The following is a 17,019-nucleotide window of genomic DNA, read 5'->3' on the forward strand; positions in this document are numbered from 1 at the left end:
GTAACGAAATTAAAAACCTCGTTTCACAGCTAGTTACAGATCGTAAAAACGGAGTTGTGCGATGAACCGCGAGAAAGAAGCTCAACATCATTACCAACCATTAGAGCAGCTCAATAAAGTACAAAAATCGCCTGCTGGAAACGATTTGGCTGTCACCATAGGCTCACACCACAAGCAAGCTCATGGCTTTAGCACAATTACCTATGATGGTATTTGCGACCAAATCAAGAAGCCTTTGAATCTAACGCACTTCAAGAAAAATGAGATCGGGAAACTCATTTCTGCTAAAGCCAACTGCCCTTGGTTCATGGCAACTGACTGCCCTTCTAGAGCAAAACAATCTGTCGCAGAACATAATGAATTCAAGCTACTAATTGTTGACTTAGACACTGGTGACTGGGTGGTCGGTGACCTAGTCAATGCTTTGAAATATGACCATGATATTTCGTCATTTGCTATCTACTCAACTATCAGTTCAGTGCAAAATACACCGCGTTGGAGAGTGATTGTTCCTCTACTATACGCTGTTGATTTGCCGCTTTGGACCGCGCTGCAGGAGTCACTTGCTAAAAGTCTAGGAGGAGACTTGTGCGCAATTAACTGCAATCAAATCGCATACCTTCCAGCATTGAGTGAGCTTAACAGCTGTTCGTACCAGTACCATATCGAAACGGGTGCTTTAATTGACGGTCAGAAATCAAAGCTAGTTGATAGCTTTGAAACGATTGAGAATACTTTAGCACCCAAAAAACAAGCCCAAGAGCATAATTTCACTAAGAGCTTGTCTACTGGACAAATCAGTCCGATTGACCAATTAGAAGCTTCTACTTCATGGGACAATTTCTTACTGTATTTCGGATTTAAAAAGGTTGGGAAGCGCTGGCTTCACCCTGACAGTCAATCTGGTTCGCCAGGTGTCACGATTTCCTATCGAGATGATCGAAACGGAAGATATCTATCAGCACATGAAAGTGATCCATTAAACGATGGTTACTCTCACAGCAAATTTGATGTCTACTGTCACTTCGAACATAACGGTGACACCAACATCGCATTAAAAGCACTAGGAGATAAGATGCTGGTGTCTGGAGGCGCTACCATTAATCAACACAATAAGAAACTATTCAACCAAGCCAACCAGCCTGTGCCTATCGCGTCGGTTAGCACACTAGTTGATGCAACAAATTCGAATAAAAAATCAGTGTCTGAGAAAATTCAAGAAATATTGGATAGCGACCATATCCGTGGATGTGTAAACATCACTCAATATGCACCTGACAATTTAATCTTCAAGTTTTCGGCTTCCCTGGCTAAATCAGCACAGTTTCCACAGCAAACAGCTGCTCTAATAGCTTTGGCATCTTTCAGTTCTGCAGCTAATGGCTCATATGCAGTCCAATACCGTGATGGCTCCTCACTCTCTTTGGGCCTTTATGCCGTAAGCGAGCAGCCTCCGGGCAGCTCAAAAAGTCGAGTGTTGAACACAACTACTAGAGCTATTCGCTCTAAATTTGCTGAACTACGAAAGCTAGCTATTGACTCGGTGAGCTGCGATGCAGATCTATCAAACGACGATGAATCAAAGCAAAAGCCCAGAGTCACTATCCCATACCTTACGGACACAACGCCAGAAGCCTTGGAACAAAAGTTAGCGCACCAAGGGGGGTACTTCGGTATTGCTAGTGCAGAGCAAGCTTCTATTGACACATTACTAGGTACAAACTTGGACCGAAAAAATAACAATGACGTCATCCTAAAAGCATATACCGGGAATGAGCAACACGTTTCGTGTCGAGTTGGAAGAAATGGCTATAGCGGTTCGCCTTACGGTTCTGTTAATGTAATTGCACAAGAGGGCACTATCGAAAGTATTCTCGCCAAGTCTAATGGGCAAGGTATCGCAGAACGATTTTTGATGATCTCTGAACCGAATATGCTTGGACATCGCCAGTACACCGAATACACGATGGTTGACCCAGAGTTATCTACCGACTTTGATAACCTTGCAAGTAATTTAGTCATGGCTCACCATAAACTTAAACCGGAGAGCATTGATGATTTGAATACCCTCTGTATTAACGTGTTAGGCTGGGAGCTTATCGACAAGTACCGCGCAAGAATAGAGCCGCGACTTGCTGACGGAGAGAAATATAGTCATTCGATTTTACGCGGTGCATTTTCCAAAGCCGACATACAGATAATGAAGATTTCAGCATTACTACACCTATCAGGTCCTAGAAAAGACAAAGCCGTCATATCGGACGTAGAAGTTGAGCAAGCTATTGGTGTCGTAAATGAACTACTCAACAATCTTTATAACATCATGGAGGCTAAAGGTATTATTGGTCTAAAGGCAGAATATACCGCTATCTTGGCTTGTTTTGACAAAAATCGATTCCGAACCGAAAGGCAGCTAATTGAATCTCGTAAAAAAGTGAAACCATTCGTCAGCATGACCAAAAAGAATGATGCGATTCGCATGGCTATCAAAGAAATGCTCCAGGGTGGACTATTAACCCAAACTATCGACGATAAAAGTACGATACAACTTTCCATGGCCCAATAGCTTACTTTTTGAGGTATAGGTGGGGTAATTGGCACTCCTCACCTTTAAAGCAGATAAACACTCAGTTTTAGGGTATTTTCTATAAATAAGGGTAGATAGGGTAATAACTATCCTTATTTTCAGAAAGATCTTGTTCCAAAGCGACACAAGGTAAACTCTGAGTTACCTCAATCAGCCAAAAACCCACAAAGACTAAATCTCTCAGGAGGGGTAGAACTTTACCCCAAGATGTACCAACTACCTCAACCTAGTAAAGCTAACCATACTTTTTATTGGGGAGGGGGGGCGGACCAAGCACAACCTCCCCTCCCCCCTACCTCATATATCCTCATGCCAAGTGTGACCTATTTTTGAATATGGGAACTTAATGGCACAAGGTACACCTAAATTTGTTAAGTTCCTTGCCGATATCGCCATCTTTGCCGATTAGTGCGAGTGCAATCCGTGTTGGCCTGCAATCTCATGCAAAAGCACCTTACGGACATCATCAGGAGTGTGAACATGTTCAGCAACTACATAGACAGTGCCATCGTGATATACGCCTTGTACTGTACCCTCAGCACCATAGCGTTGTGCTGCTTGCTGTATTGCATCCGGCAGTTGCGCCTCCGTCGGAACCGCTTGAACAGGAGGTCGATTAGTCCAGCTGCCGACCAACTCGCGCCCAACATTATCAATCATTACGAGGGATCGGTTGATGGATTCACTATCCCCGGCAACGCTATGCCCACTCACAAGGTCGGATGGATGTGTATTCACACCACCAAGACTAAATGACACATCGGCAAATTTTTCGAAGCAATATAATTGATTATTAACTCACCCGACAATCGTTCTCAGCAAAACTACGATTTGCCTCGTAAAGCACATCGATGCCTCTCCCTCTAGAGACCAATTAGACCGATAACAGCTCTATCACGATCACTAAGAAGACAACATTATGAAAGAACACCGAGGTGATTCTATTCTTTCCACTTATACATTTTGCAAAAATGGACTGTCTATATCTCGACAAGAAAATTGGCTAACTATTGTGAGAGCAAATCATAGTTTGGTTGAGATGAGGTTTGACCTGCATTGCACACAGTTCGACACCTACGAAGACGAGAGGCTGATGGTATGGAGTATCCAATATCAAATGCTATCGAACTGCAGGAGGCAAGTTTGTGGCTTTACCACCAGTTGGTCAGTGGGATAAAACTCGCAAGTTAGATTTCTGAGCATTAGTGACTCACCTAAGATCAGGTCATTAGCATTCGTGAAATTGCTTCGAGTCGGCACACTTCCGGACAAAAATCAGTCAGTTCTATTTCTCTCATCTTGATGTGAATGTATGATAATCTGCATAGAAATTTATTCATTATGAATAGGGAGGATTCCCCCCCCCCCTTTAAACAGCAAAACCTAAGTACTAACAGATTGCTTGATTAGATCATAAATTACATCGTCAGAAAACTGTGTTTTAAACTCAACCTTCACTTCTTTACTGATCTGATTGAACAGTTCTTTAGCATGCTTGATTTTACGCTCTTCCTCTTTTCTAAGCGTATCTTTTCCTTCTACATTTTTAGTTTCAATGATGAAGTTCAGATAATCCCCTTCACTGGTCTTAACTACATAAGCAAAGTCAGGAGAATAGGTATAACCACCTGCTACAGGGATTTTTATCGAGTTTTTTGGGATCTTGGTAAAGACCGATACAGACTCAATTTCACCATCAGTAATATTGAGCTTTTCCAGCTCAGAATCATAAAACACATCTTCAAAGAGGTAGCTGTCCAGTGGTGGTAAAGAACAATCCGAATGCACACCGAGATCACTTGCTGTAACATCCTTCAGAGCGTGACCTGCTTCATCTGTAAATTTAGTGGGATGCAGGCTGTTGGAAATGATGTTATATCCAAGCCCAAACTTATTAAATGAATTATGCAGCAAGAACTTACTAAAGCCTGACTTTATCTTTCTGATGGTTTGAATGTTCAAATAATCAGTAATATTAATCGTTCCTTGCACGGCTACAAATGCTTTGTGCAGCGTTGATGGTTTGATAAATGCCATTTGCGATAGGCGATTTACAAACTCTTTGTATGTCATAGTGCAGAACTTAGTGAAGTCATCATCATCACCAAATACGGTTTTTGACATTGCCGTATCATTGCTCACATACACTTTTTCAATACGTGTTTGAACGCCAGTCTTTTTGAACTTCTCAGACTCTTCAAGCAAATAGGTAGTGAAGAGCTTTAGAAAATCATTCTCGCTAGCAATCTTATACTCTAATACTGCCTTTTGATTAATCATTTCCCATAGTTGCTTTAGCTCATCAAATTTACCAGCTCGCATTTTCGAACGAGTTTTTCCCTCTGTGGCAACTTTGATTTTCCCGCTCTTAACGCCCTTATTAAAGGCGTCAGGGTATTCAGCTTTGAGTTTCAAATAGGCTTCTGCACCCAGAAAATTCTCATCTTCATCGATGATCCCTTTATTGACTAAGTACATCATCATTTTTAAAGCAGAAAGTTCTGGGTATTTGGTTGTAATTTTCTCCTTGATGTCCTGAGTCAACTTAGATGGGACAGTCTCTTTGAATGATGTTTCATTCACTTCTTTAACTAGAGAGGCTACAAAATCTTTCTCAGTAAAATCCACAAAGTAGTTCAGTCTAAATTCACCATTTACACGAGCCATATATTCATTGACTGGCAAGCGTAAGCCTCGACCCACTTCTTGAAGCTTTGAGGTTGTACTACCACTTGAACGTAGCTTACAAAGGGTAAAGATGTTTGGGTTGTCCCAGCCCTCTCTAAGCGTCCACTTCGAGAAAATAAATCGTCTAGGGTTATCTAAAGACAAAAGCAGCTCTTTATCGTGCAAAATTTCATTAATCTCTTGCTCGATTTTTTCGTCTTTATCACTGTTATCCTTCGAGAAATAACCACCGTGGACACTACTTATATCAGCAATAGTTCTTTCCAAATACCGTTTGTAGAACTCATCTGTTTCAGTTTTTAGTAATGCCTTAGCTTCAGCCAAAGTCCACTCTTCAAAATTTGCTTTCAAGCTGCCAGAAATATTGCTTCCATCGCGATAGCCCTCGATATCATCAATAAAAAAGAGGGTCAGAGGTTTGATTCGTGGGCGTTGTGTCAGCATTTCTCGCTCAACTTTGAAGTGCTCTTTAATCGCCCTACGCATCATATTACCTTCGAGCGTATCAGAGTAAGAATATGGGTTGATTGACCCATTAACCTTAAGCTCTACACCATTACTCAGAACGACCATTCTCGTGTTCATCGACTCAATAAATAGATCATGAATTTCAGTATGAGCTTTGGACAAAGATTCACCTTTGCCCACTTTGATTATGCTCTTTGATCCGCTTTCATTTAGCTCGAAGGTTGCCTCTTTTGTTGAGGTATTTTTAAGTGTCAAGCTAGCAACATCGTCTCCTACCATCTCCTCAATAAAGGTATTAATACCTTTAACGAGATCAGCATTAAATGCGTCAACAGCCGTCAAACGGTAGACAAGATTTTCATAATCATCATTAAACGTTGCGCCATAGCGAATGATGCTTTGAGCATTGAATTTTTCAATGTTATTCCACGTTGTCTTGGCTTTAGGAAACTTATGAGGCTCATCAATTATAACGAACGGCTTTACTGCACTGATTGCTTCAATAGGCGTGTTACACTTGTTGTCTAGCAATCCACGGTCATACGCTTCCATCAACGATGGTGAGTTCACCATTCCCGAGTTAATCACCATGACATGAATGTATTTTTTGTTGTAGTTATTTGCTTCTACAAAATCGTGGACCGCTTGAGGCATATACGATTTTGTGCTTTTCTTAGACGACTTTTTACTTTCAACAACATACGTTTTAAGCTCACGCTCTGTCTCTCTAAAGTGTTCTTTAAGTGCATCACTTTTAAGAAAATTCACCGTACCTGCTTTGATCGAAAGCGTCGGTACAATGATGATAAACTTATTGATACCAAAAGCTTTGTTCAACTCGAACATCGTTTTTGTATAAGTGTAAGTCTTACCTGTACCAGTTTCCATCGAAACATCAATCACATTACTATTTTCGTTGTAATGCTCTTTGCTGTGTTCGATACCATTAAACTCGTGAATAGCCTTTATGTTTGAACGTTGCTGTAGCTTAGTAATAACGAGTTCTGGATTCGCTAAAAGTCGAACACTTTGATCGTCATCGACTTGTGGCTCAGCGCCTATAAACATATTAAGAACTGCATCAACACCTGCTTTTTGGTGTGGCAGGTTTTTTTCAAAAGTGAATCCTTTACTCATTAGTTACGTGCCACCACATCAATTTCGATAGATTTCTTATTCGCATAACTCTTCAGTGCTTCGTTCAATTCCATCTGCTTCACGCTGTCAAAGTTGTTGGCATAATAAACAATTTTGTTTGGATCAAAATCTTTGTTATCCGTATCATCAAGCTTACGAAGCAAAGCTTTAAGTGCATTGCTAGTAAAATCTGAGGCAATCATATATAAACGTCTATCACACATATGCGCTGTATAACCATCGAGATCAATATCGTAGATAGGTGTCGTTAACGCACTACCATCATACAAAGCCCATGTAGTGAGTAGGGTTTGATACTGATCCTCAGTTAGTAGAACATCATCAAACATAGTAAGATTGGATAAGGTTAGTTCTTTGTCATCTTCTTCAATACGAAAGTCCTTTGCGACCTCGTATACTTTAAAACCTTTATCCAAGTTGTTTGTATCAAATTCATCCTGAACTTGCTCTGCGACCTTTAATAATCTTGCTTGCGTCAACTCGGTAATTTCCTTGTACCCTTTTTTGAATGCTTCACTCCCAGCTTCCACAGCCTCTGGTATTTGGACGAGAATATAAGATCTATTCCCCCCATCTTTAGCGTTCACTTTTTGTACCGCATGCCCTGTTGTTCCTGAACCAGCAAAAAAGTCTAATATGATGTCACTTTTATCTGTTCTCACCAGTTCTATTAAGTATTTTATCAAGTTAGATGGTTTTGCATAATCAAATGGAATATCCATTTTCTTTAATTCAGCAGAACTCTCCCTATTTTCCCAGTTTAATATTATATCACTTGGAACTTTACCTTTTTCTTGCTGCTCTGATAACCATAACTTGTTGTATATGTTGTACTTAGACTTCTCATTCGCGTTGTTTACCAATGCTGATGTTCTAGTAACTTTGAATACAATATTCCCTTTATCATATTCTTGCTTGTAGCGATCATAAGTCCACTTCCATACCCCGTCATCTTTATTAGGGGTCACTTTGCAGCCATCTCCCAGAGCATTAGGTAATGTACTTCCCGGTGGAATAACAAAAGATCCATCAGGACACTCAATCCAATACCTCTGGTTAGGCCTCGCATCTAAGCTGGCTTTATATAGCCTTTCTTCACCGAACTTCTCTCCTGATCGAACACCAGAACTTTCGACCTTATTGTAATAAGTTTTTATTTGCTCATCTGATATAGAAGCTCTAAAATTTTTTGTTTTCAGCTTTTCTTTTGCGTACACAAGAATGTATTCAACGTTAGGTGTAAAGAAGCTTCCTTTTGCTCCCCCTGACTTCATTTGTCGGGCAATCATTGTTATGAAGTTATGTTCTCCATATATTTCGTCAAGCATTAACCTAAGCTGACCCACCTCATCATTACCTATAGAAACAAAGATCACACCTTCACTGGAGAGTAATTCCCTAGACACATAAAGCCTTGGATAAATAAAAGTCAACCAAGCACTATGACTATTCGAACCTTTATCAGCAAAACTCAAAATTCGTTCCGCTTCATCGATATCAAGACCAGCAAGCTCTGCAAGCTGTTCTTTGGTAAATTTACGGTCATCATTGTAGACGAAACCATCTGAACCTGTGTTATATGGCGGGTCAATGTAGATCATCTTGACCTCCTCACTGTAGGCATTAACCAAATGCTTAAGTACTTCGAGATTGTCACCTTTGATAAGCAAGTTGTTACTATGTTTATGCTTGTCTTGCGAGTTGTGCTCTACATCTGCGCGAATCAGGGTTTTAGGTGGTAAATTCGCCAATAGACGAGAGTATGATTTGCCTAGCCAGTTCAGAGCATAACTTTCTTTTGAAAGCTCAATTTCACTTTCATTGACCACTTCAAGCATTCGCTCTTGAATGAACTTACCATCACGATCAAAGCAATTTGGGAAGTGTTTCTTGAGAATCGCAAGCTGTTTGCTACTGGCTGTCTCAACGTTCGAATATACTGTTTCTTCTTTAATGTTCATCTTTGTTCCAAATTCAATGATTTGTGATTAATCGTTGTCTGATTTAGCTGTGATTCTAATTGATGCCTCTGTAAGGCCAATACGCAATAACTCAGCGATAGCACCGTCTAAACTCTTAAAAATACGAGCCTCATAAGGCTGCCGTGAACTACTCAGCACAAGCGGCTCACCCTTCCACTGCATACCATTAAAGACTACCACGTACTCACCTTTGCAGCCCACAACTTGCGCCTGATCTAAAATACCGCTCTTCACTCTTTCTTTCGCCATAGAGCTAAGAATGCAGTTTCCACCATTTAACCCTGAAATCATTCTGACTCACTCAATATGTATTTTTGCCACAATATCAAATATCGTTGCAAAACTATAGTGTTGTAGAGGATTTCGACAAGCGCATGTATAAGCAGATAGTGGGAGGTGAGTTGTTCCACTGGTTGAACATCAGTGAAACCAATAATGGGAGACAAATGAGCTAGATTTTCTGCACCCTACCCCTTAAGCTTCGCCTCTTTGAACATGCGAACAAAAGACTTCGCCACAAACATTAGCAACTACTAAGATTGAATCAATCATGGTTTTATTTAGAGAATGCTAATATGAAAACTTGGTTATGGGCGCTCCAATCGGAAATACTTTCAACAATCAAGACGAATATGCTAAACAGTGCTAAAAACTTGTCTAATGGGTGCGGTTGATCATGAAGGGATTACTTATACTTCAAGAGAGTGGTTTATTACTCTAATACCTTGTATTCAACAAGCTATCCAAATGCTGAGCACAGGTGATATGATCAATTATCGTTTTGACATGCTACCTCAAGCAATCATTTAGAAATAGATCAAACAACACTAGGACGAGAGTGAAAAAATATGACCTGTATGCCTTTGACACCAAAAGAAGAAGAGAAGATACAAGCAAAAGCGACAAAGCAAACAAAGACACTGATTAATCAACTAAATAGATACGCAGCTAAGAACCTGAATTGCAGTATCTTCGAAGATGGCTCTGTAATGATGGATTCAGGAATTCCAGATGTACACTACGCCGATCAGGACACCCTAAAAGATTTGAGGTTGCACTTGGATCTTATATTAAAGAACATCTAACACAGCTATTGATCATTGCTAAATGGTGGGCTTTACGGCTCCCGGCACTCTTTTATCTTACCACACCAAAGATGGCGCTATCAGTTCACACCCATTGTCACTTTAATGATGTTATATGAGTATTAATTCACGCATATGCATATATAGGTAAAACTGTAAAACACAACCTACAAAGGGCGTTACATCAAGGCTTCATTATTAACATTAGCAATTACTAATTATGTTTCTAACATGATACACTTTAGTAGTCGCTAATATAAAGGACCTTCTTTATGGCCGCTCCAATCGGTAATACCTTCAACAATAAGTACAGACAGGATTACGCCAAGCAATGCTACAAGCTCTGCTTACTGGGCGCTATTGACAAAGACTTGGCTGAATTCTTCGAAGTGGACAGGGATACCATCAAAAACTGGGCGAAGAAACACCCTGAGTTTGCAGATGCTCGCCGATCAGGAAAGCTAACCGCAGACGCCGAGGTTGCGAATAAGCTTTACCGCCGCGCCACTGGTTGTCAGGTTAAAAAACAGAAACTACTGCCTAGTGGTGATATCGTCGAATACACCGAAGAGTTACCACCTGAGACTCGTGCGATCGAGTACTGGCTGAACTGTCGTCAGCGAGACAAATGGAGCAAAAGCCAGAAGGTTAAGGTGTCTGGTGACGCAGAGACCCCATTAGCGTTCATCCTGGCGAGCATAGTATAAGAGGTGGAAAGTACTACTTCACTGCCATGCGCTTGATTATCTGGTTCGTCCTCGTCTAGTCGATATTGAATTGAGTTGGCTATCCCAGTAGCTATCCCAACCAAAGAAACCTAAAATATTATCTATAAAAAACAATAATTTAATAGATAAACCCAACTCCCGCCAGCCCACCAATTCAGAGTTTAAAGACGTCCCAGGGCGTCTTTTTTCTTATCTAGTGAAACGTAAAATCAATAACTTACATCAAAAAATAGACTTATCACTCAACTGGGCTCGTTAGATTTTATGAACCCATGGGGTTAACTTCTGGGTCGAACGCCAAAAAGTGAGGGTCTAAAAATGCCGAAAATAGCTAAGAATCTTACACATACACAGATTAAGAATTTCAAAACCAAGGGTAAGGAGCAAACACTCACTGACGGTGGTGGTTTGATCGTTAGAGCCCTCCCAAATGGGTCAAAAAGGTTTTACTTTCACTACACGCATAAACTCACTAAACGTAAAGTTAAATTATCTATTGGCCCCTTCCCTGTAATATCTCTTTTAGATGCTAGAAAAAAGGCGTTCGAACTAAGTCAGCTGATCGCAAGAGGCATTGACCCGAGAGCATACATTGAAGAGCAGAAGGAAGCGGCAGAGATTGCAGAGAGCAGCCTTCTAAGACAAGTCGCTCAAGAGTGGTTCGAAGTCAAAAAACATAGCGTGTCAGAAGACTATGCTCACGACATACGGCGTTCGCTCGAAATGCACATATTTCCAATACTTGAGCATGTACCAGTTTCTGATATCACAGCGCCAAAGGCTATTAAAATCCTGCGCTCCATAGAGGTCAAGGGCAACCTTGAAATAGTCAAAAGGCTAGATCAACAACTCAATGAGATCATGACCTATACGGTGAAACTAAACAGTCTATGCCAACCTAATCCTAAATATCAAAGCCACAATGCACAAAGAGTTTTGGCCAAAAGTCAGCAAAACAGTTAACTCACTTTTTATTGAAAAAACCAACCTTCTCGTCGACTCACTGTTGTAACTTTAATTTCACGTGCTGTAGGATGATGTACATGGGCAGATTATCGCTTTAATATTATTTAGCCTCCCATGCTCCACACATGACTACCTTGGTATCAAATCTGATACCAAGGTTCTTTATTTTGCTTTTAGCCAACTATCTCGAATCTAAAATCAAACTGCAATTACCCCAAACCAACAATTAGCATTAGCGTTATTAACCACAAGATGATTAACTCTCAACTTGTTAAATGGCAAATTTGCATTTTCACAACACATAAGACTAAATACAGATTGAAAAATCTGTTTTGATGTTAAGCAACCATTCACCATATATCGGCTAACCTTGGGTTTTTAGGTCGAAATACTAACCATAAACCCTCGATGGATAGGTGCTGAAATGGAATACCTTTCATACAAGCAAGCCGCACGTTTTCTTGATTATGCCACAATGGGTATACGTGCTGGTGATATAGATAAACTCTTAGAAATTGATGACAGACACGCCTGGATAGACCAACAATTAGAAGAACCATATTCCTTTCATGTCAAACAGCTATACGAACAACAAAACCAAAGGTCTGAGCCCACGCTTTCACAAGAAATGCGCGTATGTGCTTGGTTCGATATTGCATTTTGGTCTGGCGCCCAATTGCGTCAACGAATGGCGTTTGCTTTAAGTCAAATTCTTGTTGTAAGCGATAGGGATCCTCAGCTGAAACCCTTCGCGAAAGCAGTTGCAAACTATTATGACTTGTTAACAACCCACGCGTTTAGTAATTACAAAACTCTTCTTTATGAGGTAACTCGCTCCCCCGTCATGGGTCACTATCTCACGATGGTTGGTAATCTACCTAAAAGCGAGACGGGAGTGAACCCTGATGAAAACTACGCTAGGGAACTCATGCAGTTGTTTAGTATTGGGCTCGAAGAACTGAATATGGATGGATCTTTAAAGCTGGATGTTAATGGGTTGCCAGTCGCGACTTACGATGATTCTGATGTCGAAAATATGGCTAGAGTGTTTACTGGTTGGTTTATGACCGATGGTAGTATGATAGATCCAATGACTGCTGACAGCCTCTATCATGACCAAGAAGAAAAGCTGATTCTAGGTAACACAATACCGGCAGGGCTTACTCCAGAGCAAGATTTAGATTTAGTGCTAGACATACTAATTAACCACCCCAATACCGCTCCGTTTATCTCTAAACTATTGATTCAACGCTTCGTAACTTCTAACCCAAAACCTGCGTACATTGAGCGAGTGGCTACTGTATTTGCGAATACAGGAGGACAGCTCAGCGAAGTAATCAAAGCAGTTCTACTCGACCCAGAAATCGAGACAATCAACAATATTCATCGAACGAAAGTCAGAGAGCCTATTCTCGCAATGACTTACTTTTGCAGGGCTCTTGACTGTCGACCTGGTGCGAGTGGTTTGATTAACTACGATGCTCTCTCTTATCAAGATACATTTAATCAATACCCTCTCGGTGCACCTTCCGTATTTAACTTTTTCTCACCGGATTACTTACCATCAGGTAGCCTATCAGACTTAAATCTTGCTTCTCCTGAACTAAGTATTATCGACTGGAATCAAGTAATTAAATTGAGTAACGTCGTCTGGCGATTACTCAGAAATAATGGTTTTAACACTGGTTCAAATACTCCACAAGATCTCTACCCAAATCTAGAGCTATTGTTGTCTGTTGCCGAGGATTACGAACAGGTTATTGAAGTTATTAAGAGACGATTTTTCTATGGTGATCTCCCAGCAGACCTAGCTCCTCGATTTCAAGATATTTGGGCGGCTAGGGCTGACAAACGCGTTGCCCTTGCACCAATGCTGTACTTGGCATTTGTATCCCCTAGCTTTATGGTTCAGGAGTCATAGAATGAAAATTTCAAGACGACACTTTATAAAAACTGCAGCCTACTCTACGGGAGCTTCTCTTACCCCCTTGAGCCTAACCTTGCCGACTTCGGCCATGGCTAACAGTGAGAGCGACTATAAGGCCTTAGTTTGCTTGTTCTTTTATGGTGGGAATGACTCATTTAATATGGTCTTGCCTGCTGATGGAAATAACCTAATAAACTATCAAAATTCCCGACCTGACATCCAACTTTACCCACATGAATTAGTTAACAATAGAAGCATTGAAGACGACGTTGGACAAACTTTATCTTTAAATGGTGCCATGCCCAATATCAGTGAACTAATCCTGTCGGGAGCTGCAACAACATTACTCAATGTGGGAACGTTAATTGAACCAACAACCAAGCAAAACTACAACAGTGTAAAAAAGCCCCCTAATCTTGGGGCACATAACAAGCAACAGCTCGCTTGGCAGCGCAGCTGGAACACCTCGGAATATCACCCCTATGGATGGGCTGGTATGATGATGGACTTTCTTGCCACAGGTACTGAAGGTGTATCTCCAGCCTTCTCACTTGGAACCAACAACTGGCTAAATGGACAATCAACAGAATCTTTAGCTCTATCAAGTCAGGGCGTTAGAGCTATGAATGCATTGACTGACTTTACGATAAATCGAAATCTTACCCGACTACTTTCAAGCAATTCCGCATCTATATATGGAAAAACATATCTAGACAGGTTCCAACAAGTTTATGATTATCAAAATACTTTGACGAGCGTGCTAGAACAATACCCTGCAGACGAATCGATTCCATCTGGATTTCTTGGCGGACAATTCAAGATGGTCAAGAGAATGGTTCAAGCGAGTACAGCGCTTGGGCAAGCTAGGCAAGTTTACTTTGTTGCTTTTGGTGGTTTCGACAACCACAGAGATCAAAGAGGCAAGCATGAAGCACTACTCGGACAGGTTGATTCAGCGCTTTCTGCATTTTATTCATCTTTAAAGTCTGTTGGACTCGAAGATAAAGTGATCACATTTACTATGTCTGACTTCGGAAGAACTATTGAAAATAATAGCAATCGTGGAACTGATCATGGTTGGGGGAGCAATCAACTCATTATTGGAGGACCAATTAAGGGAAGAAAAGCCCATGGCACTTTCCCAGAGTTCATTAGAGACGGTAAAGATGCTGTTGGGAACAAGTTTATCCCGACGGTCGCTTCCGAACAGTACGCTGCAACTCTATGTAAATGGTTTGGATTATCGGATACAGCGGTAGATTACATTTTCCCTACACTATCCCCGGACAACGAGAACCCCTTTAACAGTCGATATCTTAATTTCATAAAGGGATTGAATAAAGATAAAAATCAAATGAAGGGTAAAGGTAAGATGTAATGTTAAAGAACACGTTGACTATGGGAATATTCACAGTCAAAGTGTTCTCACTACATCTAGTTTGACAAGTAGCCATTTTAATTTTAAGACAAATTACATACTGCTGAGAACGACTAATAGGGTCTAGAATTATACTGATTCCAAGCTCAATTAGGAAAATATCCTCATACAAAGTAAATGGGGATGTCGTTACTTCGACCAATAGTTACTACAGCCCACTATGTAGCCATGACATTTATTCCAGATTTTGCCAATATAATGATGTCAACTTAAGAGCGCCTAACCCATTGTCAAATAAACCAAAGAATTTAAATAACCTTCATATCCTGCTTGAGCTCGTCCGGTTTGTACGTCCATACCGAAGTAGCGTTCTTGCGGCAATGTTCGCTCTGGTTTTCACAGCAGTGATGACACTCTCTGTCGGGCAAGGGGTGAGATTATTGATCGACTATGGCTTTAGCCAGCAATCTCAACAGGAACTAGAAAGCGCGATCTTATTTTTACTAGGGGTGACGTTTGCCATTGCGGTTGGTACCTTCTTTCGCTTTTATCTCATCTCTTCGGTTGGTGAGAGAGTGAGTGCTGATATTCGCACTGCCGTTTTCAATCACGTGATTAGCCTTAACCCTAGCTACTTTGAAACGCGCGGTAGTGGCGACATTATGGCGCGCATCACCACAGATACCACCCTGCTACAGAGCATCATTGGTTCCTCTTTCTCAATGGCCATGCGCAGTGCGCTCATGAGTGTTGGCGCCACCATCATGTTATTCGCCACCAATGCAAAACTAAGCTTTGTCGTGTTGGCAGCCGTGCCTTTTGTATTGCTTCCTTTGCTGCTGTATGGACGCAAAGTAAGGGCACTGTCACGAAAGAGCCAAGACTCGATGGCAGACGTGGGCAGTTACGCAGGAGAGGCGATTGAACACATAAAAACCGTTCAGAGCTTCAACCATGAAGAGCATGAAAAACAAGCATTTGCGAAACAAGTAGAAAAAGCCTATGAGCTTGGAAGGCAGCGAGTCAAGCAGCGTGCCATCTTGATTGCTGGCGTCATTATGATCGTCTTTAGCGCCATCACTGGCATGCTATGGGTGGGCGGCAGCGATGTGCTTGCGGGTAGAATGTCTGAGGGTGATCTTGGCGCGTTTGTTTTCTTTGCAGTGATGCTGGCAAGTTCACTGGCGACCCTATCCGAAATATACGGTGAGCTGCAGCGCGCTGCTGGTGCCACTGAACGCCTGATAGAAATCCTTCAAGTGGAGAACCCAATAAAGGGCCCTGACACGTCTAAAACACCCACTCAAACAAACGATTTGGTCTTCGATAGTGTCTCATTCCACTACCCTACTCGCCTTGAGTATTCAGCCATTAATCAGCTGTCACTCAAGGTGGAGAAAGGAAAAGTGTTGGCGCTTGTCGGTCCGTCGGGTGCAGGCAAAACCACTTTGTTCGAGTTGCTGCAACGATTTTATGATCCGCAACAAGGTCACATTCAGCTTGGAGAACAGGACATTCGTGAGATGTCCCCTCAAGAGTTGCGCAGCCATATGGCGCTCGTTCCGCAGCAGCCCGCTCTGTTTAGTAATGATGTCTTTTACAATATTCGCTATGGCAGCCCTGATGCCACTGATGAAGAGGTGATTGAAGCAGCCAAGAAAGCCCATGCTCATGAGTTTATCGAGCAGTTAACCGATGGCTATTACAGCTTTTTGGGTGATCGGGGTGTTAGGCTTTCTGGTGGTCAAAGACAACGCATCGCTATCGCGCGGGCCATATTGAGAAACCCAGAGATACTACTGTTAGATGAAGCAACAAGCGCACTGGATAGCGAAAGTGAGCATCACGTGCAGCAAGCACTTGATGAGCTAATGCGTGGCCGCACCACGCTGATCATTGCTCACCGCCTCGCGACGATAAAGCACGCCGATAACATCGCGGTTTTAGATCATGGTAACCTTATCGATCTTGGCGATCACGCTACGCTTCTCAATCGATGTGAGCTCTACCAACGTTTAGTCGAATTGCAGTTTAAACAGCATAACAATTAGT

11 protein-coding genes are annotated in these 17,019 nt (G+C 41.5%); 7 read left to right on the forward strand and 4 right to left on the reverse strand.

What is annotated here, in order from left to right:
- The first annotated feature begins 61 nt into the window (after nucleotides 1-61).
- Nucleotides 62-2,566, forward strand: a complete 2,505-nt coding sequence (locus GT360_RS11090) for a DUF3987 domain-containing protein (RefSeq protein ID WP_164648930.1) — start codon at nucleotides 62-64, stop codon at nucleotides 2,564-2,566.
- Nucleotides 2,567-2,992: 426 nt separating this feature from the next.
- Here GT360_RS11090 and GT360_RS11095 read toward each other — a convergent pair whose 3' ends face one another.
- The 4 genes from GT360_RS11095 to GT360_RS11110 all read right to left on the reverse strand — a co-directional run bounded on the left by GT360_RS11095 (nucleotide 2,993) and on the right by GT360_RS11110 (nucleotide 9,174).
- Nucleotides 2,993-3,346, reverse strand: coding sequence for a hypothetical protein (locus GT360_RS11095; RefSeq protein WP_164648931.1), 354 nt, complete (start codon nucleotides 3,344-3,346; stop codon nucleotides 2,993-2,995).
- A 624-nt stretch (nucleotides 3,347-3,970) separates the two neighbouring features.
- Nucleotides 3,971-6,880: a type III restriction-modification system endonuclease gene (locus GT360_RS11100; RefSeq protein ID WP_164648932.1), complete on the reverse strand. Its 2,910-nt coding sequence runs from the start codon at nucleotides 6,878-6,880 to the stop codon at nucleotides 3,971-3,973.
- A complete protein-coding gene (locus tag GT360_RS11105; RefSeq protein ID WP_164648933.1) occupies nucleotides 6,880-8,862 on the reverse strand; it encodes a site-specific DNA-methyltransferase in 1,983 nt (660 codons plus the stop codon). Before GT360_RS11105 ends, GT360_RS11100 begins: the two co-directional genes overlap by 1 nt.
- A 27-nt stretch (nucleotides 8,863-8,889) precedes the next feature.
- Nucleotides 8,890-9,174, reverse strand: coding sequence for a hypothetical protein (locus GT360_RS11110; RefSeq protein WP_239502548.1), 285 nt, complete (start codon nucleotides 9,172-9,174; stop codon nucleotides 8,890-8,892).
- Nucleotides 9,175-9,740: 566 nt separating this feature from the next.
- Between GT360_RS11110 and GT360_RS11115 the strand changes: the two genes are divergently transcribed.
- From GT360_RS11115 to GT360_RS11140, 6 genes are all read left to right on the forward strand, one after another.
- Nucleotides 9,741-9,968 carry a hypothetical protein gene (locus tag GT360_RS11115; RefSeq protein WP_164648934.1) on the forward strand — a complete coding sequence of 76 codons (228 nt, stop codon included), beginning with the start codon at nucleotides 9,741-9,743 and terminating at the stop codon, nucleotides 9,966-9,968.
- Between the two features lie 272 nt (nucleotides 9,969-10,240).
- Nucleotides 10,241-10,675 (forward strand): hypothetical protein, encoded by a 435-nt coding sequence (locus GT360_RS11120; RefSeq protein WP_164648935.1) that lies wholly within the window; start codon nucleotides 10,241-10,243, stop codon nucleotides 10,673-10,675.
- Between the two features lie 339 nt (nucleotides 10,676-11,014).
- Complete coding sequence (locus GT360_RS11125) at nucleotides 11,015-11,659, forward strand: integrase arm-type DNA-binding domain-containing protein (protein WP_164648936.1); 645 nt, start codon at nucleotides 11,015-11,017, stop codon at nucleotides 11,657-11,659.
- 427 nt (nucleotides 11,660-12,086) lie between these two features.
- Nucleotides 12,087-13,583, forward strand: coding sequence for a DUF1800 domain-containing protein (locus GT360_RS11130; protein WP_164648937.1), 1,497 nt, complete (start codon nucleotides 12,087-12,089; stop codon nucleotides 13,581-13,583).
- A 1-nt stretch (nucleotide 13,584) separates the two neighbouring features.
- On the forward strand, nucleotides 13,585-14,967 hold the full coding sequence (locus GT360_RS11135; RefSeq protein WP_164648938.1) for a DUF1501 domain-containing protein: 1,383 nt from the start codon (nucleotides 13,585-13,587) through the stop codon (nucleotides 14,965-14,967).
- Between the two features lie 287 nt (nucleotides 14,968-15,254).
- Complete coding sequence (locus GT360_RS11140; RefSeq protein WP_239502549.1) at nucleotides 15,255-17,018, forward strand: ABC transporter transmembrane domain-containing protein; 1,764 nt, start codon at nucleotides 15,255-15,257, stop codon at nucleotides 17,016-17,018.
- The last annotated feature ends 1 nt before the right edge of the window (nucleotide 17,019 follow it).

This window comes from Vibrio astriarenae, from assembly GCF_010587385.1.
Taxonomy (GTDB): Bacteria; Pseudomonadota; Gammaproteobacteria; order Enterobacterales; family Vibrionaceae; genus Vibrio; species Vibrio astriarenae.

Bases quoted from the DNA above. Each gene is read 5' to 3' on its own strand.
- GT360_RS11115 (WP_164648934.1), top strand. From the start codon at position 9,741: ATGCCTTTGACACCAAAAGAAGAAGAGAAGATACAAGCAAAAGCGACA.
- GT360_RS11120 (WP_164648935.1), top strand. From the start codon at position 10,241: ATGGCCGCTCCAATCGGTAATACCTTCAACAATAAGTACAGACAGGAT.
- GT360_RS11135 (WP_164648938.1), top strand. From the start codon at position 13,585: ATGAAAATTTCAAGACGACACTTTATAAAAACTGCAGCCTACTCTACG.
- GT360_RS11100 (WP_164648932.1), bottom strand. From the start codon at position 6,880: ATGAGTAAAGGATTCACTTTTGAAAAAAACCTGCCACACCAAAAAGCA.
- GT360_RS11090 (WP_164648930.1), top strand. From the start codon at position 62: ATGAACCGCGAGAAAGAAGCTCAACATCATTACCAACCATTAGAGCAG.
- GT360_RS11125 (WP_164648936.1), top strand. From the start codon at position 11,015: ATGCCGAAAATAGCTAAGAATCTTACACATACACAGATTAAGAATTTC.
- GT360_RS11110 (WP_239502548.1), bottom strand. From the start codon at position 9,174: ATGATTTCAGGGTTAAATGGTGGAAACTGCATTCTTAGCTCTATGGCG.
- GT360_RS11130 (WP_164648937.1), top strand. From the start codon at position 12,087: ATGGAATACCTTTCATACAAGCAAGCCGCACGTTTTCTTGATTATGCC.
- GT360_RS11105 (WP_164648933.1), bottom strand. From the start codon at position 8,862: ATGAACATTAAAGAAGAAACAGTATATTCGAACGTTGAGACAGCCAGT.